Genomic DNA, 25362 nt, shown 5'->3' with positions numbered 1-25362 from the left:
AAAGGAGTCGGATTCATGTCAGGCGCCCCCGAATTCACCATCGAGGTCAACCAGAACCCCTACCTCCCGATGGGAGGTCACGAGGTGCACGCCGTGGCGCACATCCGGGCCTCCGGAGTGCCGACCGGTGTGCGCGGCAGCGCCCGCGGCGCCGAGGTGATCATGGTCGACAGCTCGGGCTCGATGGACTTCCCGTCCACCAAGCTCAAGGCCGCCAAGCAGGCCACCAAGGCCGCGATCGACACACTGCGCGACGGCACGCTGTTCGCGGTGGTCTCCGGTACCGGCATGGCGTCGATGGTGTACCCGTTCGAGGAGGGCCTGGTCCCCGCCGACGAGCGCACCCGCAAGGAGGCCAAGCGCGAGGTGGACAAGCTCCGCGCGCGCGGCGGCACCGCGATGGGGCAGTGGCTGCTGATGGCCCGTCGCCTCCTGGAGCCGCACTCGGACGCGATCCGGCACGCGATCCTGCTCACCGACGGCAAGAACGAGAGCGAGCGCGAGCAGGACCTGGCCGAGGCGATCGCCTACTGCGAGGGTGTGTTCGTCTGCGACTGTCGGGGCATCGGCCTGGACTGGCGGGTGGACGAGGTGCGCAAGATCTCCACCGCGCTACTCGGTGACATCGGCTTGGTGAGCGAACCGGCGGACCTGGTCGCCGACTTCACCAAGATGATGGAGAACGCGATGGGCAAGGCGGTGGCCGACGTGGCGCTGCGGGTGCGCACGATCAGCAACGCCCGGGTGAAGTACGTCAAGCAGACCTACCCGGTGATCGACGACCTGACCGCGCGGCGCACCGAGGTCGGGCCCAACGTCGGGGACTACCCGACCGGTTCGTGGGGTGGCGAGAGCAAGCACTACCACGTGTGCCTGGAGGTCGAGCCGGACGAGGTCAACCCGGGCGGCAAGCGCCGCCCGTGCCAGATCTCGGTGGTGCTCCCGGACGGCTCCGGCGGCCTGGAGTTGGCCAAGGCCGGCGTGTTCGCGCAGTGGACCGACGACGAGGAACTCTCCACCCGGATAAACCCGGAGGTGGCCCAGGTCACCGGCCGGGCGAAGCTGGCCGAGGCCGTTCAGGAGGGCTTGGAGCTCCGCCGGGGCGGGGACGAGATCGCCGCGACCGCACGGCTGGTCCAAGCCCTGCAACTGGCCAACGAGGCGGGCGACGAGCACACCGCGCGCCTGCTCGGTCGTGTGGTGGAGATCGAGGCGGACGGGACCAGCAGGTTGCGCAACAACGAGGAGGACCTGATGGTCATCGACATCGAGTCGCACAAGACGGCCCGGGTGGGGCCGCCGCGCGAGGGTTGAGGTTGGTTCGGCGCACGCCTGGGGTTGGGTACGGGAACAGGAAGGAGGTCCGCCCATGCACATCTGTCCGATCGGTCATCCGTCCACCGCTGCGGACTACTGCGACGAGTGCGGGCGCCCGATGCCCGCCGAGGGGGATGTGCCCTACGAGCTCGACGGGCCCGGCCCCGGGGGGTCGGGGACGAGCCTCGGTGTGCTGACGTGTCGGTTCTGCGCGACCGAATACACGGCGGATGACCAGTTCTGCGAGGGCTGCGGACACGAGGTGGGCACGCTGACGGGCGGTTCGCCACCGATTGTTTGTGTGTTCCCGGATCCCGAGGAAGCGGTCCTGCCGTTCGGCGCGTCGTCGGTCGGTACCTCATCATCCGGCACGTCCTCGACCGGCACGTCCTCGACCGGCACGTCCTCGACCGGTACGTCCTCGTCCGACAAGTCGTCGACCGGTACCTCCGGGTCCGACCCGGTGTCCTCGGGCCAGGGGTCCGGCACGGTGTGGACGGCGCGTGTGGTGCCCGACCACGACTACTTCCTGCGAGTGCTCGAATGGGACGGCCCGGACGCGCACAGCATGCGCTTCCCGCACGAGCAGGAGCCGTGGACGCTGAAGTTGACCGGTGAGTCGATGCGGATCGGCCGGCGCAACTCCAGCGTGAGTTCGGCCCCGCCGGAGGTCCCGATCGATGATCCGGGCGTCTCCCGTCGGCATGCGATGCTGCTGCGCTGTGGGGACGGCACGTGGGAGGTGATGGACCTGGGCTCGGCCAACGGGACCACCATCAACGCGGGTTACGACCGGGTCCGCCGCGACCCGGTGCACCTCAAGGACGGTGACCGGGTGCACGTGGGGGCCTGGACGACGCTGGAGATCCGACGCGTGGACCTGTGAGGCCGATCGGCTCGGTCGGGCGCCGGTAGGGCCGACGGCCCAACCGGCGCCGGAGAGTGGCCGTTCAGCCGACGGTGGCCACGCCCGGGGCCAATGCGGCCAGGATCGGGGCCGGGTCGGCGGCGGCCTCGGCCGCGGTCAGCCGCGCGGTGACGCGTCCGGTGGACAGAACGGTCAGATGGTCCGCGATGCCCTGGACGAAGCCCAGTTGAGGGGCGGCGATCAAGATGGTCAGGCCCTCGTCGGCGAGGGTGGTGATCAGTTGGCGGATCTGCTCGGCGATCACCGGGGACAACCCCTCGGTCGGCTCGTCCAGCAGGACCAACCGCGGACCGCCGAGCAGGGCCCGGGCGATCGCGAGCATCTGCTGTTCGCCGCCCGACAGTTGGGAACCCCGGTTGCCGGCTCGCTCGCCCAGTCGGGGCAGCAGTTCCAACACCCGCGCGGGAGTCCACGCGGCGTGCTTGCGATGGGCCAGTTTGAGGTGTTCGGCCACGGTCAGGCTCGCGAACACCCGACGGCCCTGCGGCACCAGGCCGATGCCCGCGAGCGAGACCCGGTGCGCGGGGCGGCCGGCGAGGTCGGTGTCGGCCAGCACGACCCGTCCACCCGAGGGCTTGAGCAGCCCCGCGACGGCATGGATGAGGGTGGACTTGCCCGCTCCGTTGGCGCCCAGGAGCGCGTGCACCGTGCCCTCGGGGATGCTCAGGTCGACGCCGTGCAGCACCGAGCCGCCCTGGTAACCCGCCGTCAGTTCGCCGATCTCCAGCACGATTCAGCCCACTTCCTGGTGCTCGGGCTCGGACGCGCCCAGATAGGTGTCGCGTACCGCCTGGTCCGCCGCGATCTCGTCCGGCGTGCCGGTGGCCAGCAGTTGTCCGGACGCCAGCACCGTGACGGTGTCGGTGACCTCGCGCACCAGCGCGAAGTTGTGCTCGACCAGCACCATGGTCACCTCGGTCGGCAGCGCCTTGAGCACGGCGGCCAGGCGCTCGATGTCGGTATCGGTCAGACCGGCGGCCGGCTCGTCCAGCAGCAGCAGCTTCGGGTGCCCGGCGAGTGCCATCGCGATGTCGAGCAACCGCCGTGATCCGTGCGAGAGTTCACCGGCGATTTCGTCGGCGCGGTCGGTCAGGCCGACCGTCTCCAGGTGCGTCGCGGCCTCGCCCGCCAGGGCCCGGTAGCGATCCGGTCGCCAGGCCGTGCCGGTGACCTCGGCGTGCCGCCAGGCGGCCAGGGTCACGTTGTCCAGGACGGACAGCGAGGGCACCACCGCGGGTTGTTGGAACGCCCGCGCGATACCGATCCGGGAGCGGCGCGCGGGGGGCAGCCGGGTGATGTCGCGGCCGGCGAACACGATGGAACCCGAGGTCACCGGGGTCGCCCCCGCGATCATGCCGAGCACGGTCGACTTGCCCGCACCATTGGGGCCGAGCAGCGCGTGTCGGGCGCCCTGGCGCACGGTCAGGTCCAGGCCGTCCACCGCCGCCAGCGCACCGTATCGGCGGGTCAGACCGGTGATGGTGAGCAGCGCTTGTGGATCGGCCGCGGCAGGCGGATCCGACGCGGCTTGCGCCGGCTTCGTGACCTTCTCGGCCTTCTCGGCCTGCTCCGCTTTCTCGGCCTGCTCCGCCTCTTCGGCCTTCTCGGCCTTCTCGGCCTTCTCGGCCTTCTCGGCCTTCTCGGCCTTCTCGGCCTTCTCGGCCTTCTCTACCTTGTCGGTCTTCTCCGTCGTATCCGTGACATCCGTGGCGTCCGTCGTATCTCCCGGTGGGGTGGCCCGACCCAGGGCCCGCCACGCCGCCCGTGGACCGCCCGCCGTCAAGCCGACCAGGCCGCCCGGCAGCGTGTACACCGCGATCAGGAACAGCACGCCGAGCAGCAGCGGACCGTGACCGGGCCAGGGCCCGGAGAGCCAGTCCCGGGTGAACACGATCAGCCCCGCGCCGATCATCGCCCCGACCAGCGACGCCCCACCGCCGATGACCACCGCGAGCAGCACCAGCGAGGACGTGTCGAAGCCGATGTGCGAAGGCGAGATGTAGCGCTGCACCGAGATCAGCAGCGCACCCGCGACGCCCGCGAGCGCACCGACGCCGATGTAGGTGATCGAGAGGTAACGGGTCACCGGGTGGCCGGTCGCGCGCATCCGGGTCTCGTTCTCGCGCGCACCGTCCAGCAGGAGCGCGGCCGGCGAGCGCAGCACCAGCGCGGTGAGCCCGATCACCACGAGGGTGGTGATCAGCACGTACCAGTAGGTGTCCACGTCGTCGACGAGGTCGCCCATGCCCCAGAACGGCCGGATCGCCGGCACGCCCGACTTGCCGTCGGTACCGCCGGTGACCGACTTCCACTTCTCCGCGGCGGTGCGCACCAGTTCGCCGACGGCCAGAGTGATCATCAGCACCGTGACGCCTCGCGTACGCACCACGATCGGCGCGGTGAGCGCGTTGAACAGGGCGCCCGCGGCGGCCGCGACCAGGGTGTGCACGACGCCGATCCGCATGCCGTGTTCGGCCAGGATCGCCGCCGTGTAGCCGCCGACCGCGTACGGCGCGACCTGGCCGAGCGAGGGCAGCCCGGCGCCGCCGCCGAGCACCGCGACGCTGGCCGCGAGCACGCCCAGGGACAACGCCTGGGACAGCAGGATGAGGGTGAACAGGCCGACCAGGTACGGCGCCGCGAACAGCCATACGATCGCGGCGACGGCCAGTATTCGGCCCACCAGGCGCGCATGCGGCGAGTGCATCGCGGTACGTGCGCGCAGGGCGAGGGTGGTCATACTCGGCTCCCCGTCGGGCCGAAGCGCGCGGTGCGCGCGATCAGCATCACGGCCATCGTGGCGAACAGCAGATACGGCGCGAGGTCGGGCATCAGCGTGACGCCGAGCGTCTGTACCTCGCCGACCAGGATCGCGGCCAGCAGCGCGCCGCCGACCGAGCCCAGTCCGCCGATCACCACGACCAGCAGGGACTGCAACAGCACGGTGTTGGCCACCGACGTGGACGGGCCGATGATCGGCGCGCCCAGGCCGCCCGCGAGGCCGGCCAGGGCGCCTGCGGCGACCAGCACGCCGGTGCGCACCCGGGCCGGCGAGATGCCGCCGGCCGCGAGCATCTCGGGGTCGTCCACCGACGCGCGCACGGCCGCGCCGATCCGGGTGCGGGCCAGCACGTACCAGCCGCCGAGCCCGAGCACGATCGCGACCACGATGAACGCGAGCCGGTAGCCCGGGTAGTTGTGGCCCAGGATCGACACCGGCTTCTCCAGTGCGCCGGGCACCGAGACCTGGGGGTCGTTCTTGCCGAACGTGGTGGTCAGCAGGTCGCTGCCGACCAGGGCGACGCCGAAGGTCAGCATCGCCTGCGCCATATGCCCTCTGCCGGCGATCGGCGCGGTCAGCGCCGCGAGCGCCCCGCCGCCGGCCGCGCCCGCCCCGATGCCCGCGAGCACCGCCAGTGCCAGGCCAACCCAGGAGCCGTCGGCGACCGCGGCCGCGGTGTAGGCGGCGAACGCGTAGAGCGTGCCGTGCGCGAGGTTGAGGACTCCGCCCGAGCCGAAGGCCAGAGTCAGGCCCGCGGCCACGACGAACAGCAGCAGCCCGTAGGCCACACCGTCCACGGCCGGGATGAAATTGTCGTCGAACCAGCCCACGGCACGCTCCCTTTCGCTCCGAAGCTGCCGCTAGCCGAGGGTGCCGAGTTCGCGGACCATGACGTTGCTCAGCGCGGTGCCGTCCTGCTTGACCTCCCGCAGGTACCACTTCTGCACGGGCGCGTGCGTGGCCGGGTTGAACTCCCAGGCACCGCGCGGGCTGTCGACCTTGCCGGTCTTGGCGATCGCGGCGTTGACCGTCTCCGGGGTGACCTTGTCACCTGCGGCGGCGATCGCCTTGTCCAGCACGGCGGCCGCGTCGTACATGGTCGCCGACATCATCGTCGGCAGCGCGTTGTACTTGCCCTGGTAGGCCGCGACGAACGAGCGGTTTGCCGGGATGTCCAGGGTGGGCGTGTAGTTGAGCGAGGTGAACACGCCCTTGGCCGCGTCGCCCTCGGCCCCGAGTACCGCACCCTCGGTCAGGAAGCCCGCAGCGTACAGCGGGATGTCCTTGATGTCGGACTGCTTGTACTGCTTGACGAAGTTCACTGCGGCGGTGCCCGCGTAGAACGTGTAGACCGCCTTGGCGCCCGAGTTCTTGATCTCGGTGAAGTACGGCTGGAAGTTGGTGGTGCCCGGGAACGGCGTCCACTTGGTCTTGCCGTCCGGGTTCGCCAGCTTGCCGCCGAGCTTGTCGAACGTGTCGGTGAAGCCGCGGAGCTGGTCGAAACCACCCTGGTACTCCGGGCCGATCGCGTAGACCGTGCCGGCCACGTTCTCCTTGATGTACGGCGCCGCCGCCACACCCGGCTCCTCGGAGAGGTAGCTGGTGTGCCAGACGTAGTCCGGCTTGTCGATCTTGCCGGGGCGACCGACGGCGCCGATCATCGGCACCTTGTTGTCGTTCACGACCTGCACGTTGGCGGCAACCGTGGCCGCGTTGGTCAGGCCCACCACGGCGGTGACCTTGTCCTGCTTGATCAGCTTGGTGACCGAGGGCACCGAGGTCTGCGGGCCGTCGCCCTCGTCGGTGATCACGAGCTCGATCTTGTGCCCGCCGAGCTTGCCGCCGTGCTGGTCCAGGTAGGTCTGGAAGCCGTTCTGCAGGTCCGGACCGAGCGCGGCGTAGACACCGGTCAGCGGGATCGTCAGGCCGATCTTGACCGTGCCGGAGGACGATCCGCCCTTCTTGTCGTCCGCCGCGCTGCCGCTGCACGCGGCGGTGAACGCGAGCGCGCCGGCGAGCAGGCCGGCGGAGGTGACGCGGAACGAGCGTCGGGATATGGGACTTGCCGGGGTCATGACGTGCTCCAGGGTTTGGACGGGTACAGCGCCAAGCGGTCGAATGGGGCCGCGTCGGGAGGGACGCGAGAGTGCGTCGGTCAGCCCAACGCGCCGCGCTGCACGTGCAGGAAGCGCTCGCGGGCGGCAGGGGTCAGAGCCGGGCCGACCTGGTTGATCAGCTCGGCCATCTCGAACGAGACCTGGCCGATGTCGCACTCGCGCGACGCCAGCACCAACAGCGAGGCGCCGTCGCTGACCTGCATGGAGAACATGAACGCGCCGTTCATCTCGGTCAGGTTGCTCGCCACCGGGTCGGTGCCGAACAGACGCGCGGCGCCCGCCAGCAGGCTGACCAGGCCGGAGGCGACCGCACCGAGCTGGTCGGCGCGGTCCTGCGGCAGCGTGCTGGTGTTGGCCACCACGAGACCGTCCGCGGAGACCGCGACGGCATGCAGTACCTCGGGCACCCGGGTGGCGAAATCGTTGAGCAGCCAGCTGAGATCGGCTGCGGTGGGGTGGGTCACGATCTCTCCTTGTGATCCGGTTCGCCGCCGCCGGGGCGGGGCGAGGGGGCGCGGCGGGCCCGGCTGTGCCCGATGCCCTGCGCGAAGGCGGACATGGCCGCGGACACCTGGCGGGCGTCGCGACGGTCCGGCGTGGTGTTCGCCCGGGCGGGCGTCCCGGTCGTGCCGACCAACGGCGCGGCGGGTGCGGCGGGACTGCCCGGGTGCACGCTGGGAGTGTCCCGGCGAACCCGCAGCGGCAGGCCCGTGTTCGTGGTGCGGCTGGGCAGTGCCGAATCCTGGCCCGTACCCGTGGGCGCCTGCGGCTGCTCCGGGCGCTCGGCGCGTTCGGCCGAGCCCATCGGGGCGAGTGCGGGCGGGGTCGGGGCGGCGGGCGCGGGAGGGCGCTCGCCGGTGAAGCGCAGTCCCGAGGGCGCGGGCTCGCGCGGTCCCGGAGCGCCCGCGTCGCTGACCGGTTGGGGTCGGGTCGGCGTGAACACGTTCGCCACCGGCTCGAAGGGGCCCGGGTCCGGATGGCCACCGGCCCGTACCCCCATGTCCAGCGCCCGGCCGGCGGCCGGCGCGGGAGCGGGAGCGGCAGCGATCTCGGGCTTGGGCACACCGCGGTGCCGGCCGGGGCGATCGCGGAAGACCACGATGTCCTCGGGCAGACCCACCTCGGCCACCGTGCCGCCCTGCGGTCCCGGGCTCAGGGTGATCGTGATGCCGTAGCGCGTGGCCAGATGGCCGGCCACGGTCAGACCCATCGCGCGCACCGCGTGCACGTCCAACTGGGCGGGCGAGGCGAGGCGTTCGTTGAACGCGGCCAGCCGCTCCGGGGTGATGCCCACGCCGGAGTCGGTCACGGTGAGCACGGCGCCGTCGCCGCGCCGGTTCGCCTGGAGCACCACCCAGGTCTCCGGGCGGCTGAACTTGGTCGCGTTGTCCAACAGTTCGGCGAGCAGGTGCGCGACGTCGTCGCGGGCCCGCCCGGCGATCAGGATGCGCGGGTCCACCGCGCCGGGGTCCACCCGGGTGAACCGTTCGATGCGGCCGATCGCCGCGCGTGCGACGTCCAGGAGCAGCGCGTCCTCGCGCACGCGTGCGGTGCCCTCGCCGCCGAGCACCAGCAGACTGGTGTTGTTGCGGCCCATCCGCTGGACCAAGTGGTCGAGCGAGTACAGCCGCTTGAGGCGGTCCGGGTCGTGCTCGTGCGCCTCGGCCTCGTCGAGGACCTTGACCAGGCCGTCGGTGAGCCGCTGGTTGCGGCGCGCGAGGGCGACGAGCACGGTGGCGATACCGGCGCGCAGTACCGCCTGTTCGGCCGCGATCCGGACGGCGGCGGTGAAGACGGTGTTGAACGCCGAGCCCACCTCGGCGATCTCGTCCTTGCCGCGCACCTCGATGGGCGAGCCCGCCCGTTCGGCGATCTCGTCGGCGGTCGCGCCGTCGAGGGAGCGGCCCTGCTGGAGCTTGGCCACCGCATCCGGCAGGCCGGTGTAGGCCACCTCGTGTGCGGTGTCGCGCAGGCGCAGCAGTTCGCGGGTCATCGGTCGACCCAGGCGCAGCACCAGGAGTACCGCGGCGGCCAGTGCGAGCAGCACCGCGGCGGCCTGCCCGATCGCCCACCAGCGGCGGCTGTCGCGTTCGTCGCTGACCGAGGACAGCACCGAAGCGTCCACACGTCGTTCGACGTCGCTGATCCGGGCGATCCGGTCCGCGGTCGCCTTGGTCCACACGTCCTGACTGATCAGGATGGGCGTGTCCACCTTGGCCCGGGAGACGGCGTCCTCGAGTTGGTGCACGGCCAGGATCTCCGGGCCGGTCTGGGCGAGTTCCAGCCAACCCAGCCACTCCGCGTCGGCGAGCGACTCGAAGGACGTCTCGCTCTCGTCGTAGCCGGTCCGGGTGGCCAGGATGTCCTGCTGTTGGGACGGCGAGATCCGGTTGGACGCCAAGGCGCGCAGGACCGCCGTCTGTTGTTGTCCCAGCCACTCCGTGGCATGCGACAGCGCGGCGGCGGCACGCAGGCGGTCCGAGTTGTCCGGGCCTGCGCCACCGGCCTGGGCCACGCTGTCGCGGTAGTCGAGCGCGTCCGCGATCAGGATGCGGTAGCGGAAGACGACGGCGGTCAGCGAGGTGCCCTTGGGCGCCTGGACCTGCTCGCGCAGCGCGGTCAGGTCGGTCAGACCCGCGTCCAGCCTGTGCAGTCGTTCCTTGGTGTTGCCGGGGATCGAGCCCAGGTCCTTGCGCAGCTTGCGGTAGCGCGTGGCGCTCTCGTCCGTCGCGGCGGTGCGCTGGTGGTACGTGACCAGCGCGCCGCTGCCGGCCTCCGGCCACAGCACCGCGGCGGCGGCGGCGCGTTCGCTCTGCAGGCGGTGCGCGAGTTCACCGGCCTCGGCGGAGACCTTGGTCAGCGAGCGCAGGCGGTTCGCGTCGAGGGCATCGCCGGTCGTGGTGGACACGGCGAGTCCCGCGGACCCCACCATCACGGTGAGCGGCACGGCGACGAGCAGGACGAGTTTCCGAGTGATGTTCAGGTCGTCCACCACCAGGTCGTAGCCGGGGTGGAGCGAGGCAGGGATACGGAGTCGAGTATTCCGCTTGTCAAGTACGTCATTTTCCCGATGATTCGCACTTTCCGGTCTTGCGCTTTCGGTGACGCGGATCGCGTCCTATTCCGTGCACGACGGGCAGAGCCTAGCGGCATTCGCACGTGTGCTCGCAGTGGCCGGTGGGTAATGGACCGAGCACCCCGCATACGCCCCCGAATGTTGACAAGCGTAAGTTAACCCTGCGAAGGAATATCGATTGCGGGGCATGACTGGACACGCGGTGATTTTACGGCATTTGGCGCCGGCATCGTCTGTCACACCCCTATATCCGTATTTCACCACCCCCTCTCCGGTGCCCGTTTGCCAACCATTCGTTGGGATTTACCGGATCGTTGCCTTCCGTTTATCGGTGTGTCGACCAACCGAATCGTCACCGAGGGTTGCCTAGACTGAGGCGGGACCGACCCCGGCGGGACCGACTTGGGAGAGTCACATGTTGCGGCGACGTGCCCTGGCTTTTTTCCTCACCGTGCCGATCGCCGCCGTGGGGGCGGCCGTGTGGATCACCGACGCCGCCTCCTCCTCCGGTGGCACGCCGAAGGCCGAACCGAGCGGAGCCGGCGACCCGAGCCGGCCCGCCGCCGGCGGCGCCGAGGCCCGGGAACTGCCGACCGGACCGCTGGAGGCCGACGCGCGTGGGCTCGTGCCGATCCCGGTCGAGGCGCTCGGCGGCCGGGGCCGATCGTGGACACCGGCCGGGGACACCCGGGTGCGGGCCGCGACCGAGGCCGCGCGGGCGGTCGCCGAACTCGTCGCCGCCGAACTGCGGGCCGCCACCGGTCTGCCGCTGCCCGTGGTGGTCGACGCACACTCGCGCGCCGGCACCGACATCGCGCTGGCCCTGGACCCCGACCCCGCCGGCCGACCCGACGGCGACGAGGCGTACGAACTGATCGTCACCGAGCACGGCGCCACGATCCGGGCGGGTGCGCCGGCCGGCCTCTACCGGGGCGCCCAGACGCTGCGCCAACTGGTGCCGGCCAAGCCGCCGTTCGAGCTGCGCGCGGCCGTGGTCCGGGACGCGCCGCGGTATCCGTACCGGGGCATCATGATCGACCTGGCCCGGCACTTCTATCCGCCCGCCGAGATGCGCCGACTGATCGACCACCTGGCCGCCTACAAGTTCAACCACCTGCATCTGCACCTGACCGACGACCAGGGGTGGCGGATCGCCATCGAGGGTCGGCCCAGGCTCACCGAAATCGGCGCGGCCACCCAGGTGGGCGGCGGGCCGGGCGGGTTCTGGACGGCGGCCGACTATCGCGCGGTGATCGACTACGCGAGCGCGCGCTTCATCACCGTGGTGCCCGAGATCGACATGCCCGGGCACACCAACGCGGCGATCGTCGCCTACCCGGAACTGGCCTGCGACGGCAAGCAGCACACCCCCTATACCGGCACCCGGGTCGGCTTCTCATCGCTGTGCGTCGACGGCGAGGCTACTTACACGTTCCTGGACGAGGTGCTCGGCCGGCTCGCGGAACTCACCCCCGGGCCCTACCTGCACATCGGCGGCGACGAGGCGCACACCCTCCAACCCGCGCAGTATCGGGCCTTCATGGCCCGCGCCCAGCCGCTGGTGGCCAAGCACGGCAAACAGACCATGGCCTGGCACCAACTGGCGTCCGGGGGTCCGGCATCCGGCGCGATCCTGGAGTACTGGGGCGCGGCCAAACAGGACGCGGCCGAGGTGGCGGCCGCCGCGCGGGCCGGGCACAAGGTGGTGATGGCCCCGGCCGACCACGCCTACCTGGACATGAAGTACAGCGGCGGCGAGCGGCTCGGGGTGAACTGGGCCGGCACCGTCGACGTGCGGAAGTCCTACGAGTGGGAACCCTCGACGCACCTGCCCGGTCTGCCCGCGGACGCGGTGCTCGGAGTCGAGGGCGCGCTGTGGGGCGAGACGATCAAGAGCGTCGCGGACGCCGAGTACCTGCTCTTCCCGCGGATCGCCTCCGTCGCCGAGGCCGCCTGGTCCCTCCCGGAGCGGCGCGACTGGGCGGACTTCCGGACCCGAGCCGCGGCGCACGAGGCGCGCTGGGACGCACAGGGCATCAACCACGCACACAAGCTGACGTGACGTGGGTCGCGCTCTCGGGCGCCGGGCGGGCCGGGGGAGCGGAGAGCCCGCGGGGTGATGGTGTTCGGTGTGTGCGCCGACCTCGCGGTCGGTGGCGGGCGGACCGAGGGAGCGCGGACCCGGCGAGGCGATGTCCGGCGTGCGCCGGCCTCGTCCTCGGGTGCCGGGCGGGCCGAGTGCATCCGAGGACGGTCCGGCTCAGCGGCGAACCGCGCCCGCGATCGGGGCGATGATCGCGACCAGTACCGCCGGGACGGCCAGCGCCGTGGTCAGGCTGGTGTGATGGGCGATGAAGCCGATCACCGGCGGACCCGCGAGCAGCCCGATGTAGGCGATGCCGGTCACCCGCGAGATGGCCCACGCGGCGGGCACCCCCGGGGTGTTGCCGGCCGCGCTGAACGTCACCGGGGCGACCGGGGCCACCCCGACACCGAACAGCGTGAATCCGAGCACCGACACCGCCGGCCACGGCGTGGCCAGCGCGAGCGCCATGCCCAGCGCGCCGATCAGCGCGCCGATCCGCAACACCCGTACCGGACCGAACCGTTCCACCACCCGATCGCCCGCGAACCGGCCGGCCGCCATCGCCACCGACATGCCCGCGAAGCCCAGCCCGGCGACACCCGCCGAATTGTCCAGCGTCTCGCGCAGATGCACCCCGCTCCAGTCGGCGACCGCGCCCTCGCCGACGAACGAGCACAGCCCGATCAGGGCGAGCAGAACCACCGCGCGATAGCCGGCGAGCAGCCGGACCAGACCGCCCGTGACAGGTATGGCCGGCTCGGTCGCCTCCGCCGCCTCCGCCGCCTCGTCCGGCTCGGCCGGCGGGCGCACGTGCGGATCGTCCGCGACGCCCAGCAGCTCGCGCGAACTCGCCCACACCGCGACCGCGAGCACGAGCGCCATCACCGACAGATGCACCCTGGGCGTGATCCCCAGGGCCGCCGCTCCGGAGCCGACCAGCGCGCCGAACAACCCGCCGAGGCTGTAGCCGCCGTGCAGGCCGTTCATGATCGGGCGGCGCAACCGCTGCTCGATCGCGACACCCTGCGCGTTCGCCGCGACATCGGTGAAACCCATCAGCGCGCCCAGGACCAGCAGACCGACCGCCAGCGAGGGCAGGTTCCAGGCGAACGCGGGCAGGAACAGCGCCAGACACCCGCCGATCACCGACACCCGCGCGACCCGCCTGCTGCCCCAGCGCCCGGCGGCGGTGCCCGCGAGCTGAACCGCCACCAACGCGCCCACCGGCGAACCCAGCAGGGCCAGCCCCAACTGGGCGTCGTCGAGCGCCAGATCCTCCTTGAACTGCGGGATCCGGGCCAGGAAGTCCGCCACCGCGGCGCTGAACGCGAAGAACACCGACAGCGCGGCCCAGCGCGCCCGTTGCAGGCGCTCGACGGACAACTGCCCGGTCGTTCCCCCCGGGACGCTCACACCGCGCAGGAACCGTCGGCGCACGCGTCGCCGTCGGCCGCCGCCTGCGATGCGGCCGACTCGCCGCTCTGCTCCCGCACCTGCTCCAGGACCTGGAGGAACGTGGACGCCTCCTGGGCACCCTGCACCGCCCACTTGCCCTCGAACACGAAGGTCGGCACCGCGGTGACACCCATCTCCTGCGCCTCGGCGATCTCGCGCCGGACCTCGTCGGTGCCCTCGTCGGAGGCCAGGAAGGCGACCACGCGGTCGCGGTCCAGGCCGGCCTCGACCGCGAACTCGGTCAACCGGGCATGGTCGGCGACGTTCTCGCCCTCGGCGAAGTACGCCGAGAGCAGCCGATCCTTGAGCGCGGCCTGGGCGGCGGGACCGAACTCGGTCAGCGCGAGCCACAACACCCGGTGCGCGGTCAGCGTGTTCACCGACAGGGCCCGGGTGAAGTCGAAGGTGATGCCCTCGGCGCTGCCCACGTCGGCGAGCCGCGCGTTCATCCCGTCGAGGTTGGCCGCACCGAACTTCTCGGCCAGCCGCTCGCGCAGCGGCGACGGCTCCGTGGGCGTGCTCGGGTCCAGCTGGTAGGGACGGTACGTGACCCGGATGTCCTCGGCGCCCGGGAACGCCGCGAGCGCGCGCTCGAAGCGCCGCTTCCCGACGTAGCACCACGGACACGCGATATCGCTGTAGATCTCGACCTTCACTTGCTCTCCGGCTTCCTTGCTCGGTGGTCGCGGGCACTCGGCGCACGACGGCGACGGCGCCCGGGGCGACGGACAGGACGGACGTACCGACGGTCACGGCGGCGGACGCACCGAAAAGGAAACATACGTGCAGCCGCCAAACATTCCCCAACCGGCCGTATCCGCCGGCTGAGCCCGGGCGTAGCCTGACCGCTGCCCGTCGTGCGTCACCCCGAAAGCACGCCGTGTCAGCGCGGCGTCAGCCCTCGAAGGAGCCCCCGTGGATCAGATAACCCAGTACAAGCGCGCCGTCGACGCCTTCCGCCCGCTGCTCGCCGAGGTGGACGACGCCAAGCTCGGACTCGCGTGTCCGTGTGACGAATGGGACGTACGGGGTCTGCTCGGCCACGCCACCGGTGCCCAGCGCGGCCTCGCGGCTGCCCTGACCGGGCCGACCGAGCCGGTCTCCGAGGACCCTCGGGAAGACTTCGAGGCGGTGGTCGAGACGATGCTGGCGACCTTCACGCCGGAGCGGATCGCCGCGTCGATCAAGACCCCGTTCGGCGACCGGACCGGCGGGTTCCTGCTCGGCCTGGCCACCGGCGACATCTTCGTGCACGCGTGGGACCTGGCTCGGGCACTGGGCAAGTCGACCGATCTGGATCCCGAACTCGCCGAAACGCTCCTGGAGCGCATGCGCACCACCCTGCCGGACGCCGCGCGCGGCGAGGGCCGCGCGTTCGGCCCGCAACAGCCGGTCGGCGCGGACGCGTCGGCCGCGGATCGGCTTGCCGCGTTCACCGGTCGCGCGGTGAACTGAGCCCGAATCGCCCCGCCGGGCCCCCGGACATCCCGGGGCAAGCCCTACCGGACGCGGCAACTGACGGCTCGTCAGGCTGCGCACCGGGTGGTCGGCGGTGTATGCACGTCAACGCACACCCCCAGTCGATCGGGAGTATCGATGAGCACGTCGCAGCACGATCACGGCCGGATGGATCCGCCTCGCGTCCAGGAGGTGGCCGACGGAGCGTACGCGTACATCCAGCCGGACGGCACCTGGTGGATCAACAACACCGGCTTCCTGGTCGGTCCGGAGGGCGTCGTCGCGATCGACGGTTGCGCCACCGAGGCCCGGACCCGGATGTTCCAGGAGACCATCGCCAAGCACACCGACGCCCCGGTGCGCACCCTGATCAACACGCACCATCACGGCGACCACACGAACGGGAACTACCTGTTCGAGTCGGCCACCATCGTGGCGCACGAGAACACCCGGGCGGAGATCCTCAACCTCGGCATCATGGAGGTCGAGGCGATCTGGCCGGGCGTCGGCTGGGGTGGTGTGCGCGCGGTGCCGCCGTTTTTGACCTTCACCGACGGCGTCACCGTGTACGCGGGCGAACTGCGGGCACAGGTACGGCACTTCGGTCCGGCGCACACCTCGAACGACTCGGTGGTGTGGCTGGAGGAGCAGAGTGTCCTGTACACGGGCGACCTGATCTTCAACGGCGGTACGCCGTTCCTGCTGATGGGTTCGCCCGCCGGCTACCTCGAAGTGCTCCAACGAATCAAGGAGTTGGGCGCGACCACGCTGGTTCCCGGGCACGGCGAGGTGTGTGGCCCCGAGCAGATCGACTACGCGATCGGGTACACGAACTTCCTTCTGGAGACCGCCCGCAAGGGTCTGGAAGCGGGCCTGGACCCGCTGAGTCTGGCGCGCGAGACGGACCTGGGCGAGTACGCGGCGCTGTCCGACTCGGAGCGCATCGTCGGCAACCTGCACCGGGCGTACGCGGAGCTGAACGGGACGGAGCGGGCGGCGTCGATCGACATCTACGGCGCGCTCGGGGACATGATCGCGTTCAATGACGGCAAGCCGCTTTCCTGCTACGCGTGACGGGTTCGGCCTCAGGCGCCGGCCGGGCCGAGTTGCCTTGAGTGCCGGCCGGGCCGAGTGGTGGAGGGTCGGGGAGGCGCCGGTCGGGTTGGGGGATGGCTCGGTCGGCGCCGTTGGTTGGCTTCCGGTGGGTGGGAGGCGGGGGCGGGGCCGCTTTGTCGGGCGCATGGCGTCGGTGGGTCGGGCCGGCCGGGCGATCGGAGTCGGATGGACAAGGTGGTCGGTACGGCCGAGGCGGCGGTGGCCGATATCGGGGACGGGGCCTCGATCGCGGTCGGCGGGTTCGGGCTGTGTGGAGTTCCGTCGGTTCTGATCGGTGCCCTGTACGCGCAGGGCGCCGGCGATCTGCGGGTCGTCTCCAACAACTGCGGCGTAAACCGATGGGGGCTCGGCATCCTGTTGCACGCCGGCCGTATCTCGCGCGCGACCGGCAGCTATGTCGGCGAGAACAAGGAGTTCGCCCGGCAGTACCTGTCCGGCGAGTTGGAGCTCGAACTCACCCCGCAGGGCACCCTCGCCGAACGGCTGCGCGCCGGCGGTTGCGGCATTCCGGCCTTCTTCACGCCGGCCGGCGTCGGCACCCAGATCGCCGAGGGCGGTCTGCCCTGGCGCTACGACGCGGCCGGCAACGTACTGGTGGCCTCGCCGCGCAAGGAGGTGCGCACCTTCGACGGCGTCGAGTACGTGCTGGAGGAATCGATCACCACCGACTACGCACTGGTCCGCGCGGCGCGCGGCGACCGGCACGGCAACCTGGTGTTCGACAAGTCGGCGCGCAACTTCAACCCGCTCGCCGCGATGGCCGGCCGGATCACCGTCGCCGAGGTCGAGGAACTGGTCGAACCGGGCGAACTCGACCCGGACGTGGTGCACCTGCCCGGAGTGTTCGTCCAGCGGGTGGTGGTGCTGAGCGCGGAGCAGGTCGCCGGGAAGCAGATCGAGAAGACCACGCTCACCGCGCCGCGGGCGCGGGGGGACGGTGTGTGACCGATGGCCTGGACCAGGGACGAGATGGCCGCCCGGGCGGCGACCGAGCTGACCGACGGCTCGTACGTGAACCTCGGCATCGGGCTGCCCACGCTGGTGCCCAACCACCTCCCGCCCGGCGTGCACGTGGTTCTGCACTCGGAGAACGGGCTGCTCGGGGTCGGGCCGTACCCGACCGAGGACGAGGTCGACGCGGACCTGATCAACGCCGGCAAGGAGACCGTCACGGTCCTGCCGGGTGCCTCCTTCTTCGACTCGGCGTTGTCCTTCGGAATGATCCGAGGCGGCCACATCGACGCCGCGATCCTGGGCGCGATGCAGGTCAGCGCGGTCGGCGACCTGGCGAACTGGACCATCCCCGGCAAGATGATCAAGGGCATGGGCGGCGCGATGGACCTCGTGCACGGCGTTCGTCGGGTGATGGTGCTGATGGAGCACGTGTCCCGCGAGGGTGACCACAAGATCGTCGAGACCTGCTCGCTGCCGCTCACCGGCAAGCGTTGTGTCCAGCGGATCATCACCGATCTCGCGGTGCTCGACGTGACCGAGCGCGGCCTGGTCCTGGTCGAGACCGCCCCGGATGTCACCGAGGACGAGGTCCGCGCGAAGACCGGCGCCGAACTGCGGTCCTGAAACGACGCGTCGAAAACTCGTCCACCATCCACCATCCACCATCCACCATCCACCGTTCGGCGGACGGTGGGCCACGCCCCGGCCGCGCCGATGTGATCATTTAGCGACACCGACGCACCGTCGCCGGTCCTCGGCACGTACGGAACAAGGAGCAACAATCGTGAAGTTCGCGACCTTCGACCTCAATGGCTCGATCCACTCCGGGGTGGTGTCGACCGGTGGCGACGCCGTGCACCCGCTGCCGGCGGGCGAAACCCTGGCGGCCCTGATCGAGCGCGGCGGCGAAGCGCTGCGTGCGGCCGGCGAGCAGGCCCTGTCGCAACCCTCGGTCGCGCTCGTCGACGTGCGGTTGCTGCCGCCGCTACAGCCGCCCACCGTGCGTGACTTCGTGGCGTTCGAGGAGCACGTCGAGGGTGTCGCGATCACCGTGCAGGGGCCGGACGCGACGGTGGTGCCCGAGTGGTACGAGCTGCCCACCTTCTACTTCACCAACCCCTACGCGATCATCGGCCCCGACGACGTGGTGCCGATGCCGCCGGGGTCGAGCGTGCTCGACTTCGAGTTGGAGGTCGGCATCGTGATCGGCCGCGCGGGCAAGGACCTGACGGTCGAGCAGGCGGCGGAACACATCGTCGGCTACACCATCTTCAACGACTGGTCGGCGCGCGACCTCCAGGCCCGCGAGATGCGAGTCGGCCTGGGCCCGTGCAAGGGCAAGGACACCGCGACCACGCTCGGCCCGTGGCTGGTGACCGCCGACGAGTTCGAGGCGTACCGGGATGCGGACGGCTTCCTGGACATCGCGCTGCGTGCCTCGGTCAACGGTGTCGAGATCGGCCGGGACTCGCTGGTCAACATGGGCTGGCCGCCCGCCGAACTGGTCGCCTACGCCTCGCGCGGCACCTGGATCCGACCGGGCGACGTGCTGGGCACCGGCACCTGCGGCAACGGCGGTTGCCTCGGCGAACTGTGGGGTCTGGGGCGGGAGTTGGCGCCCCTGAAGCCCGGTGACACGGTCGCGCTCACGGTCGAGGGGATCGGCACGTTGACCAACACGGTGGTCGAGGGTGCCGCCCCGCAGCCGATCCCGGCCGCACGCAAGCGCCCACGCACCCGCCGGGACGCCTTCGACGCGTGAGTCGACAGGGCCGTGCGGCCGGGCGGACGGGCGGCCGCTTGCGTGTGACAACAGGCTGACCGGGTCGGGCGACACGGGATGTCCCGCCGCCCGCTCCGGATCCACCCGCTCTGCCCTCCGCCCGCTCCGCGGCCGCGCGCTTGGCATCCGCCCGGCCCGGCTGTTCAACTGTTCGGATGGGCGAGCACGGTCGGCACCCGTCGATGCCCCGCGTCGTCGGGTGTCAGGCCGAGTTTCGCGAAGATGTCGCGGATGTGCTTGTCGACGGCGTGACGGCCGGCTCGGGCGGCGTGTCGTCCTCCCCCCGCTTCCCGCGGGAATCCACCGCCCACACCACCAACGCCAGGGCCCCGAAGGCCGCACCCAGCAGGCACACCGCCGGCCAGCCGGCCGCCGCGTACAGGGTGGTGGAGGCGATCGCCCCGCCGGCGCTGCCGATCGAGTAGAAGATCATGTAGCCGCCGATCAGGCGGCTGCCGGCATCCGGGCGCAGCGGGTGGATCAGCGTCTGGTTGGTCACGTGTACCGCCTGGACGGCGAGGTCGAGCACGATCGTGCCCACCATCAGCGCCCACAACGACTGGCGGGTGAAGGCCAGTGGCAGCCAGGACAGGGTGAGCAGGAGCAGGGCGATCCCGGTGACCCGGTTCGCGTGGCCCCGATCGCTCAGTCGGCCGGCCGGGATCGCGCCGAGCGCACCGGCGGCGCCGGCCAGGCCGAAGGCACCGATCGCGCTGTGCGACAGGGACAGCGGCGGCTCGCTGAGCGGGAGTGCGATGCTGCTCCACAGGGTGCTGAAGGAGGCGAAGATCAGCAGCGCGAACAGCGCCCGGACCCGGAAGAGGCGTTCCTCCAGGAACAGGGTCGGTGTCGAGACGAGCAGCCTCCGATAGGACGGTGGGGCGACGCCGGTCGCCGAGGCGCGGTGGTCGTGCGCGCGGGGCAGCACTCGATACAACGTCCCGGCCAGGGCCAGGACCAGCGCGGCGGCGCCGAGGTACACCGCACGCCAGCCCGCCAGGTCGGCCACCGTTCCGGAGACGGTGCGGGCGAGCAGGATGCCGATCACCACGCCGCTGGTGACCGCGCCGACGACGCCACCGCGTTCGGCCGGGGCCGCGAGTGCGGCCGCGTAGGCGACGACCGCCTGGGTGACCACGGCGAGCAGGCCGACGCCGATCATCGCGACCAGCAACAGGGCGGCGTGGCCGGCCAGGCCGACGGCGGCCAACGCGACGGCCAGCAGCCCGAATTGGGTCACGATCAGCCGGCGACGGTCGACCAGGTCGCCGAGCGGGACGAGCAGGAACAGCCCGAGGCCGTAACCGACCTGGGTGAGCGCGACCACCACGCCGACGGTGCCCGGGGCGAGGCCGAGATCGTGGCCCATGGTCACCAGGAGCGGTTGCGCGAGGTAGACGCCGGCCACGGCGACACCGGCGGCGACCGCGAACAGGAGGGTGTGCACGCGGGACAGGGACCCCGGCCGGCCGGCGACTCGGGCCTGATGTGTCGCGGGGTCTGCCCGGGCCGGGCCCGTCCCCGCCTCGTGTGTCCGGGCACCTGCCTCGGCCTCGCCCGTCCCCGCCTCGGCCCGGCCCGTACCCGCCTCGATCCGCTCCGGAATGCACCGCTCGGGAAGGTCCTGCTCCGGAATGCCCTGCTCGACCGCCATGCCACGCTCCTCGCGCCTGTGGTATCTCTGCCGCCCCGGCCGGATACGGTTTCAAGTTGCTACCGGATGCTTACGCTAGACGAGCTTGGTAGCATGTTGCAACCATGCTGGGAGCGGGTGATCACCCGGCACGAGGAGAGGACCAGTGATGGTGCACCGCACCCGGTTCGACGAGAGCACCTGTCCGGTGGCGCGCTCGGTGGATGCGATCGGCGACTGGTGGTCGCTGTTGATCGTGCGCGACGCGTTCGACGGAAGCCGGCGATTCGGCGAGTTCCAGCGCAGTTTGGGCGTGGCCAAGAACATCCTGACCACGCGACTGCGTGCGCTCGTGGCCGGCGGGATCCTGGAGGTGGTCCCGGCATCCGACGGCAGCGCCTACAACGAGTACGTACTGACCGCCAAGGGCCGCGACCTGTTCACCGTGATCGTCGCACTGCGCCAGTGGGGCGAGGCGCACTGGTTCGAGCCGGCCGAGCCGCAGTCCAGGCTGCTGGATCGGCGCCAGGGCCGCCCGCTGCGGACACTGGAGGTACGCGCCGCGGACGGCCGCCGAATCCGGCCGGAGGACACGGAGGTGGAAAAGGTGCCGGAGGACACCGAGGCGGCGGGGTTCGAGTGAACTTCGGGTGGACCCCGCAAGGTTCGAGCGAACCCGCGAGGCTGGGGTGAACCCCCGCCTCGCCCGTTCACCCCTCCGGCGCCGACACCAGCCCGAGGCAGGTCAGCAGATCGAAGAACAGATCCTGCACGAACGGGTCCCGCTTCAGACCGAGCAACTCCAGGATCGGTTCGGGGCGTACGCGGTATCCGGCCGCCGCGGCCCACCGCACGGCCGCCTCGGCGACGCGCGGCCGGTCCTCCTCCAGCCACGCCGCGGCCTCGTCCCGGAAGCGGGCGAAGTCGCCCTGCTGCCCGGCCCTGTTCCACCGGTCCCCGGCCAACTGCGTGGCGGCGCTGCCCGGATCGAGCCACCCCTCCCAGAAGTCCGTCCCGCTCAACCCCTGGACGTGCGCGACATCGCTCTCGAACACCCCGCAGACCAACACGGGCGAGCCGGTCCGGGCGGCCAGATCGGTCAGCCAGGGCCCCTGGAAGGCGTACGGGTCCTCGAAGTGACGCACGTGCACCGCGCGCCAGCCGTCCGCGTAGGACCACTCGCCGTAGACCGGGTGTCCGTTTCCGCCGACGTGGGGTGCCAGGTCCGGCAACGGCGTCCGTGCGCGTAATACGACGATGTCCCCGTTGAATCCCATGGCCCACCCCTTCGGTCGCGATGTCCGTTGGGGTTCAACGTAGATACCGCGTCCGACAACCGACCGGGTGTCAGGTCCGCACGTCGAGGACCTGCTCGACGGCACTGGTACCGCTGCCCTCCCGGGACTCCCACTCCCACGTCTCCTCCAGCCGGATACGACCGTCCGGCAGCACCACGACGGCACTCGTACAGTGCCCGGACGCGGTGGTGCCGGACCGGTTGAGCTGCGTGTAGCGGAAGTCCAGGGTGTCACCGTCCCGGGTGCCGATCAGATGGCCGCGCACGATGTCGCCGCCGCTGTACTCGGCCCAGACCACTCCGTCGGCCTCGTGATACGTGAAGAACGTGGACGCGTCCACTTCGCCGTGCTCGGGACGATCGAGCGGGGCGAAACCGAGTCCGTCCAGGGACGGTGCGGGCATGGGGTCCTCCAGGGGCGGTAGGGGAGGCGCACGCGCCGCCGCGCGGACGCGGAGGTACTCGGACGCGCGGGCACTTGCACATCTCGACGCGAGCAGCGTAGACGCGGGCCGTCTCGATCGGCGCTGCGGGCGCGGTCGGCGGTCGTGCCCGGGCCGGGTCTATGCGTCGGGCAGGCCCTGCCAGCGCCACTTGCCGACCCGGCGCGGGTGGCCCGGGAGTTCGACACGACCGGTGCACCACAGCAGGGCGGGCCACGGGGCGAAGCCGGTGGGGGCGTCGGGGAACATCCGCGCCAGCACCCGGGCGCAGATCTGTGGATCGGGCTCGTAGGTCAGGTCGAGGCCGGCGGCCAGATCGTGCATGTGGGCCATGACCTCGATCATGCCCATTCCCGCGAAGCCGTCCGGGTCGGAGATCCCGTACGGGTGGAACGCGCGGGCCGAGTCGGGGCGCGCGGCAACCACGGTCGCGAGCATCGTGCCGCCTGCGCGCACGGCGTGCAACATCGTGCTCGGCGTCGCGTCGTCGTCGGCGTGGATGTCCACCGGGACGTAGTCGTCCATCCGGCCGGACGCGACCTGGCCGGCGTACGCGTAGAGGTCGCCGACCACGTGCACCAGCGTGTACCAACAGTCCCAGTCCAAGCCGCCCGCCGGGCGCGACCAGTCCCGCTCGCCCTCGGTGGCCTCGGTCAATACCGCGACGGCGTGTGCGACCGTCGATTCCACGTCCTGTGCTGCCTGTGTTCCCATCCGGCGATTTATACCGGGGCGGGTGCGGGGGCGCATGTGCATTTGCGTCAGGATGGGGGTTCTGCCGGCCACCGCGTCCCCGGAGAGAGCGCCATGACCACCGCTGCCGCCGCCACCACCGCCTTGACGATCGTGCCGATGCGACCCGAGCACGCCGACCGGGTGCTCGCGATCTATCAACTCGGCATCGACACCGGGGACGCCACGTTCCAGGAGAGCGCGCCGGAGTGGGCGGAATTCGACGCGGGCAAACTGCCCGACCACCGCTTCGTCGCGCTCGACGAGGGGACCGGCGCGGTACTGGGATGGGTGGCCGCGAGCGAGACCTCCAAGCGCGCGGTCTACCGCGGTGTGGTGGAGACCTCGATCTACGTCCACCCCGACGCGTCGGGCCGAGGGGTGGGCCGTGCCCTGCTCGCCGCCCAGGTCGCCTCCACCGAGGCGGCAGGCGTATGGACCATCCAGGCCGGCATCTTCCCGGAGAACACCGGCAGCCTGGCCCTGCACACGGCCCTCGGCTTCCGCATCATCGGCACCCGCGAGCGAGTCGGCCGCCACCACGACCGATGGCGCGACGTAACCCTCCTGGAACGCCGCAGCCCAACGATCGACTGACCCGACGTCGCGGCGGTATACGGCGGGAGTGCGGAACGGGGTGACCACTTCGGCCAACCGGAAGCCCGACCACGCCCTGCTCCTGTCGCGTCCGTGTCCATTCGCATGTTCACGTGAACGTGCCTCCCCCGGCGAGTTCCGGCTCACGAAGCCAACCGAGTCCGAACGGTGCGGGGAGCGCGGGGACCGGCCGGGCGCAGTCCTTGACGCACTATTGGGGTCTGCCCCATCTCCGCTATACGAAGTAGACGGAAGATCACCCTCCGTATGCGTTCGCGATTATCCGACGGTCCGTCAGTTCCCGGGTCCGGTATGCCTTGACCTCTCCGGTGACCGGTGAATAATCGACATCGGTTGTAAAGATCAAGGATGTGGAAGTTCGGCTTGGGGTGGGCCGGTCCGGTGCGCGGCGAACACACCTCGCGGCGGGCCGTCCGCCCGGAACGAGGAGACGGTACATGCGCGCGATCCTGCACACCGCCACGGGCGCCGAGATCCGGGACGATGTCACCGTACGTGACCCGGAGGCCGGTGAGGTCCTGGTACGGATCGTCGCGACCGGGGTCTGCCACAGCGACGTGAGCGTGCTGGAGGGCGTCATCGAGTGGCCCACGCCGTCGGTGCTCGGGCACGAGGGCGCCGGCATCGTGGAGAAGGTCGGCGCGGGAGTCGGGTCGGTGGCACCCGGCGACCACGTGGTGATCACCACGATCGCGGCATGCGGGATGTGTCGGCACTGCCAGACCGGACACCCCAACCGTTGTCGCCAGACGCTGGGCAACCGGGGCACGCCGTTCGCGATCGGCGACGAGCCGGTGTGGAACTTCGCCGGCGCGTCCACCTTCGCCGAGCTGACCCTGGTCAAGGAGATCCAGTGCGTGACCATCCCCAAGGATGTGCCGCTGACCTCCGCGTGCCTGGTCCCGTGCGGCGTGGTCACCGGCGCGGGCGCGGTGCTCAACCGGGCGAACGTACTGCCCGGCCAGACCGCGGCCGTGATCGGCCTCGGCGGCGTCGGCCTGTCCGCCGTCCAGGCACTTCGGCTCAAGGGCGCCGGCCGCGTGGTCGGCATCGACACCGTGCCCGGCAAGTTCGAGTTGGCCGGGAAGTTCGGCGCGACCGACTTCGTCAAGTCCGGGAAGGGCGTGGACGTCGCGGACGAGATCCGCACCCTCTTCCCGTACAGCGACGAGGTCAAGGTCGGCGTCTTCGGCGCGGGCGGCGTGGACTGGATCTTCGAGTGCACCGGCATTCCGGCCGTACTGGAGAACGCCATGGAGGCGCTGGACTGGGGCGGCACGCTGATCGCCGTCGGCCAGCCCGCGCAGACCGCGACCGCCAACATCCGGATCGCCAACCTGCTCCAGTGCGACCGGGGCATTCTGGGCACGCGCGCCGGCGGCGTACGTCCGCACGAGGACATCCGGGCGATCGTCGAGCTGTACCGCCAGGGCAAGTTCGACCTGGACGCCCTGGTTTCCAAGGTCTACCCGGCCGACGGCTTCCACGACGTGCTCGACGACATGCACAACGGACGGATCGCGCGCGGCGTCATCGCGTTCTGAGGCCCGCCCGACCGGACCGCCCG

Annotated in this window: 23 protein-coding genes; 11 read left to right on the top strand and 12 right to left on the bottom strand. The window is 71.1% G+C overall.

The annotated features are described in order from the left end of the window. Positions 1-15: 15 nt before the first annotated feature. Positions 16-1314 (top strand): VWA domain-containing protein, encoded by a 1299-nt coding sequence (locus A3IC_RS0138320; RefSeq protein ID WP_020555371.1) that lies wholly within the window; start codon positions 16-18, stop codon positions 1312-1314. A 55-nt stretch (positions 1315-1369) separates the two neighbouring features. Next, positions 1370-2203 (top strand): FHA domain-containing protein, encoded by an 834-nt coding sequence (locus tag A3IC_RS63210; RefSeq protein ID WP_020555370.1) that lies wholly within the window; start codon positions 1370-1372, stop codon positions 2201-2203. Between the two features lie 64 nt (positions 2204-2267). Here A3IC_RS63210 and A3IC_RS0138310 read toward each other — a convergent pair whose 3' ends face one another. From A3IC_RS0138310 to A3IC_RS58940, 6 genes are all read right to left on the bottom strand, one after another. Next, entirely contained in the window at positions 2268-2975 is a 708-nt protein-coding gene (locus A3IC_RS0138310) for an ABC transporter ATP-binding protein (protein WP_020555369.1), read from the bottom strand. Between the two features lie 3 nt (positions 2976-2978). Beyond that, positions 2979-4985 carry a branched-chain amino acid ABC transporter ATP-binding protein/permease gene (locus A3IC_RS71710; RefSeq protein WP_063744930.1) on the bottom strand — a complete coding sequence of 669 codons (2007 nt, stop codon included), beginning with the start codon at positions 4983-4985 and terminating at the stop codon, positions 2979-2981. Continuing rightward, a complete protein-coding gene (locus A3IC_RS63965; RefSeq protein WP_063744929.1) occupies positions 4982-5857 on the bottom strand; it encodes a branched-chain amino acid ABC transporter permease in 876 nt (291 codons plus the stop codon). The genes A3IC_RS71710 and A3IC_RS63965 overlap by 4 nt, the downstream gene beginning before the upstream one ends. A 30-nt stretch (positions 5858-5887) precedes the next feature. Continuing rightward, entirely contained in the window at positions 5888-7102 is a 1215-nt protein-coding gene (locus tag A3IC_RS0138300; RefSeq protein WP_020555368.1) for an ABC transporter substrate-binding protein, read from the bottom strand. An 80-nt stretch (positions 7103-7182) separates the two neighbouring features. Then, positions 7183-7608, bottom strand: coding sequence for a roadblock/LC7 domain-containing protein (locus tag A3IC_RS0138295; RefSeq protein WP_020555367.1), 426 nt, complete (start codon positions 7606-7608; stop codon positions 7183-7185). Continuing rightward, on the bottom strand, positions 7605-10136 hold the full coding sequence (locus A3IC_RS58940) for a sensor histidine kinase (RefSeq protein ID WP_158696267.1): 2532 nt from the start codon (positions 10134-10136) through the stop codon (positions 7605-7607). Before A3IC_RS58940 ends, A3IC_RS0138295 begins: the two co-directional genes overlap by 4 nt. Positions 10137-10635: 499 nt before the next feature. Between A3IC_RS58940 and A3IC_RS0138285 the strand changes: the two genes are divergently transcribed. Beyond that, on the top strand, positions 10636-12282 hold the full coding sequence (locus A3IC_RS0138285; RefSeq protein ID WP_020555366.1) for a beta-N-acetylhexosaminidase: 1647 nt from the start codon (positions 10636-10638) through the stop codon (positions 12280-12282). 198 nt (positions 12283-12480) lie between these two features. Here A3IC_RS0138285 and A3IC_RS0138280 read toward each other — a convergent pair whose 3' ends face one another. Together A3IC_RS0138280 and A3IC_RS0138275 are read right to left on the bottom strand one after the other, a co-directional pair. Next, positions 12481-13719, bottom strand: coding sequence for an MFS transporter (locus A3IC_RS0138280; RefSeq protein ID WP_158696266.1), 1239 nt, complete (start codon positions 13717-13719; stop codon positions 12481-12483). Next, positions 13716-14417 (bottom strand): DsbA family oxidoreductase, encoded by a 702-nt coding sequence (locus tag A3IC_RS0138275; protein ID WP_020555364.1) that lies wholly within the window; start codon positions 14415-14417, stop codon positions 13716-13718. The genes A3IC_RS0138280 and A3IC_RS0138275 overlap by 4 nt, the downstream gene beginning before the upstream one ends. A gap of 259 nt (positions 14418-14676) precedes the next feature. Between A3IC_RS0138275 and A3IC_RS63205 the strand changes: the two genes are divergently transcribed. The 5 genes from A3IC_RS63205 to A3IC_RS0138250 all read left to right on the top strand — a co-directional run bounded on the left by A3IC_RS63205 (position 14677) and on the right by A3IC_RS0138250 (position 19051). Further along, positions 14677-15216, top strand: a complete 540-nt coding sequence (locus A3IC_RS63205) for a TIGR03086 family metal-binding protein (RefSeq protein ID WP_020555363.1) — start codon at positions 14677-14679, stop codon at positions 15214-15216. A 141-nt stretch (positions 15217-15357) separates the two neighbouring features. After that, on the top strand, positions 15358-16293 hold the full coding sequence (locus A3IC_RS0138265) for an MBL fold metallo-hydrolase (RefSeq protein ID WP_020555362.1): 936 nt from the start codon (positions 15358-15360) through the stop codon (positions 16291-16293). Between the two features lie 207 nt (positions 16294-16500). Continuing rightward, positions 16501-17280, top strand: coding sequence for a CoA transferase subunit A (locus A3IC_RS0138260; RefSeq protein WP_020555361.1), 780 nt, complete (start codon positions 16501-16503; stop codon positions 17278-17280). 3 nt (positions 17281-17283) lie between these two features. Then, positions 17284-17913, top strand: coding sequence for a CoA transferase subunit B (locus A3IC_RS0138255; RefSeq protein ID WP_026219222.1), 630 nt, complete (start codon positions 17284-17286; stop codon positions 17911-17913). Positions 17914-18073: 160 nt separating this feature from the next. Then, positions 18074-19051, top strand: a complete 978-nt coding sequence (locus tag A3IC_RS0138250; RefSeq protein WP_020555359.1) for a fumarylacetoacetate hydrolase family protein — start codon at positions 18074-18076, stop codon at positions 19049-19051. Positions 19052-19274: 223 nt separating this feature from the next. Here the strand turns inward: A3IC_RS0138250 and A3IC_RS58930 are convergent, their stop codons facing one another. Continuing rightward, positions 19275-20726: an MFS transporter gene (locus A3IC_RS58930; protein ID WP_020555358.1), complete on the bottom strand. Its 1452-nt coding sequence runs from the start codon at positions 20724-20726 to the stop codon at positions 19275-19277. Between the two features lie 148 nt (positions 20727-20874). Here A3IC_RS58930 and A3IC_RS0138240 point away from each other — a divergent pair, with 148 nt between their 5' ends. Continuing rightward, on the top strand, positions 20875-21348 hold the full coding sequence (locus A3IC_RS0138240; RefSeq protein WP_020555357.1) for a winged helix-turn-helix transcriptional regulator: 474 nt from the start codon (positions 20875-20877) through the stop codon (positions 21346-21348). Positions 21349-21415: 67 nt separating this feature from the next. Here the strand turns inward: A3IC_RS0138240 and A3IC_RS0138235 are convergent, their stop codons facing one another. The 3 genes from A3IC_RS0138235 to A3IC_RS0138225 form a co-directional block, all read right to left on the bottom strand. Continuing rightward, entirely contained in the window at positions 21416-21982 is a 567-nt protein-coding gene (locus tag A3IC_RS0138235; protein ID WP_020555356.1) for a hypothetical protein, read from the bottom strand. Between the two features lie 70 nt (positions 21983-22052). Further along, positions 22053-22406, bottom strand: coding sequence for an avidin-fold protein (locus tag A3IC_RS0138230; protein WP_020555355.1), 354 nt, complete (start codon positions 22404-22406; stop codon positions 22053-22055). A gap of 159 nt (positions 22407-22565) precedes the next feature. Next, positions 22566-23159 carry a hypothetical protein gene (locus tag A3IC_RS0138225; RefSeq protein WP_026219221.1) on the bottom strand — a complete coding sequence of 198 codons (594 nt, stop codon included), beginning with the start codon at positions 23157-23159 and terminating at the stop codon, positions 22566-22568. A gap of 93 nt (positions 23160-23252) precedes the next feature. On the opposite strand from A3IC_RS0138225, the gene A3IC_RS0138220 reads away from it, so the two are divergent. Next, positions 23253-23774: a GNAT family N-acetyltransferase gene (locus A3IC_RS0138220; RefSeq protein ID WP_020555353.1), complete on the top strand. Its 522-nt coding sequence runs from the start codon at positions 23253-23255 to the stop codon at positions 23772-23774. Between the two features lie 458 nt (positions 23775-24232). Further along, the gene (locus tag A3IC_RS0138215; RefSeq protein WP_020555352.1) at positions 24233-25339 is read left to right on the top strand and encodes an alcohol dehydrogenase catalytic domain-containing protein; all 1107 of its coding nucleotides are present in this window, start codon (positions 24233-24235) and stop codon (positions 25337-25339) included. Positions 25340-25362 lie beyond the last annotated feature (23 nt).

Origin of the sequence: Embleya scabrispora DSM 41855 (assembly GCF_000372745.1) — a bacterium.
Taxonomy (GTDB): Bacteria; Actinomycetota; Actinomycetes; order Streptomycetales; family Streptomycetaceae; genus Embleya; species Embleya scabrispora.
Note: the sequence above shows the minus strand (reverse complement) of the source record. Positions and strands in the feature narration are given on the sequence as shown.

Excerpts from the sequence above, each read along its gene's own strand:
- A3IC_RS58930 (WP_020555358.1), bottom strand. The coding sequence starts at position 20,726 with ATGGCGGTCGAGCAGGGCATTCCGGAGCAGGACCTTCCCGAGCGGTGC.
- A3IC_RS0138260 (WP_020555361.1), top strand. The coding sequence starts at position 16,501 with ATGGACAAGGTGGTCGGTACGGCCGAGGCGGCGGTGGCCGATATCGGG.
- A3IC_RS0138285 (WP_020555366.1), top strand. The coding sequence starts at position 10,636 with ATGTTGCGGCGACGTGCCCTGGCTTTTTTCCTCACCGTGCCGATCGCC.
- A3IC_RS0138265 (WP_020555362.1), top strand. The coding sequence starts at position 15,358 with ATGAGCACGTCGCAGCACGATCACGGCCGGATGGATCCGCCTCGCGTC.
- A3IC_RS63210 (WP_020555370.1), top strand. The coding sequence starts at position 1,370 with ATGCACATCTGTCCGATCGGTCATCCGTCCACCGCTGCGGACTACTGC.
- A3IC_RS0138230 (WP_020555355.1), bottom strand. The coding sequence starts at position 22,406 with ATGCCCGCACCGTCCCTGGACGGACTCGGTTTCGCCCCGCTCGATCGT.
- A3IC_RS0138220 (WP_020555353.1), top strand. The coding sequence starts at position 23,253 with ATGACCACCGCTGCCGCCGCCACCACCGCCTTGACGATCGTGCCGATG.
- A3IC_RS0138300 (WP_020555368.1), bottom strand. The coding sequence starts at position 7,102 with ATGACCCCGGCAAGTCCCATATCCCGACGCTCGTTCCGCGTCACCTCC.
- A3IC_RS0138225 (WP_026219221.1), bottom strand. The coding sequence starts at position 23,159 with ATGGGAACACAGGCAGCACAGGACGTGGAATCGACGGTCGCACACGCC.
- A3IC_RS71710 (WP_063744930.1), bottom strand. The coding sequence starts at position 4,985 with ATGACCACCCTCGCCCTGCGCGCACGTACCGCGATGCACTCGCCGCAT.
- A3IC_RS0138215 (WP_020555352.1), top strand. The coding sequence starts at position 24,233 with ATGCGCGCGATCCTGCACACCGCCACGGGCGCCGAGATCCGGGACGAT.
- A3IC_RS0138255 (WP_026219222.1), top strand. The coding sequence starts at position 17,284 with ATGGCCTGGACCAGGGACGAGATGGCCGCCCGGGCGGCGACCGAGCTG.
- A3IC_RS0138240 (WP_020555357.1), top strand. The coding sequence starts at position 20,875 with ATGGTGCACCGCACCCGGTTCGACGAGAGCACCTGTCCGGTGGCGCGC.
- A3IC_RS0138235 (WP_020555356.1), bottom strand. The coding sequence starts at position 21,982 with ATGGGATTCAACGGGGACATCGTCGTATTACGCGCACGGACGCCGTTG.
- A3IC_RS0138320 (WP_020555371.1), top strand. The coding sequence starts at position 16 with ATGTCAGGCGCCCCCGAATTCACCATCGAGGTCAACCAGAACCCCTAC.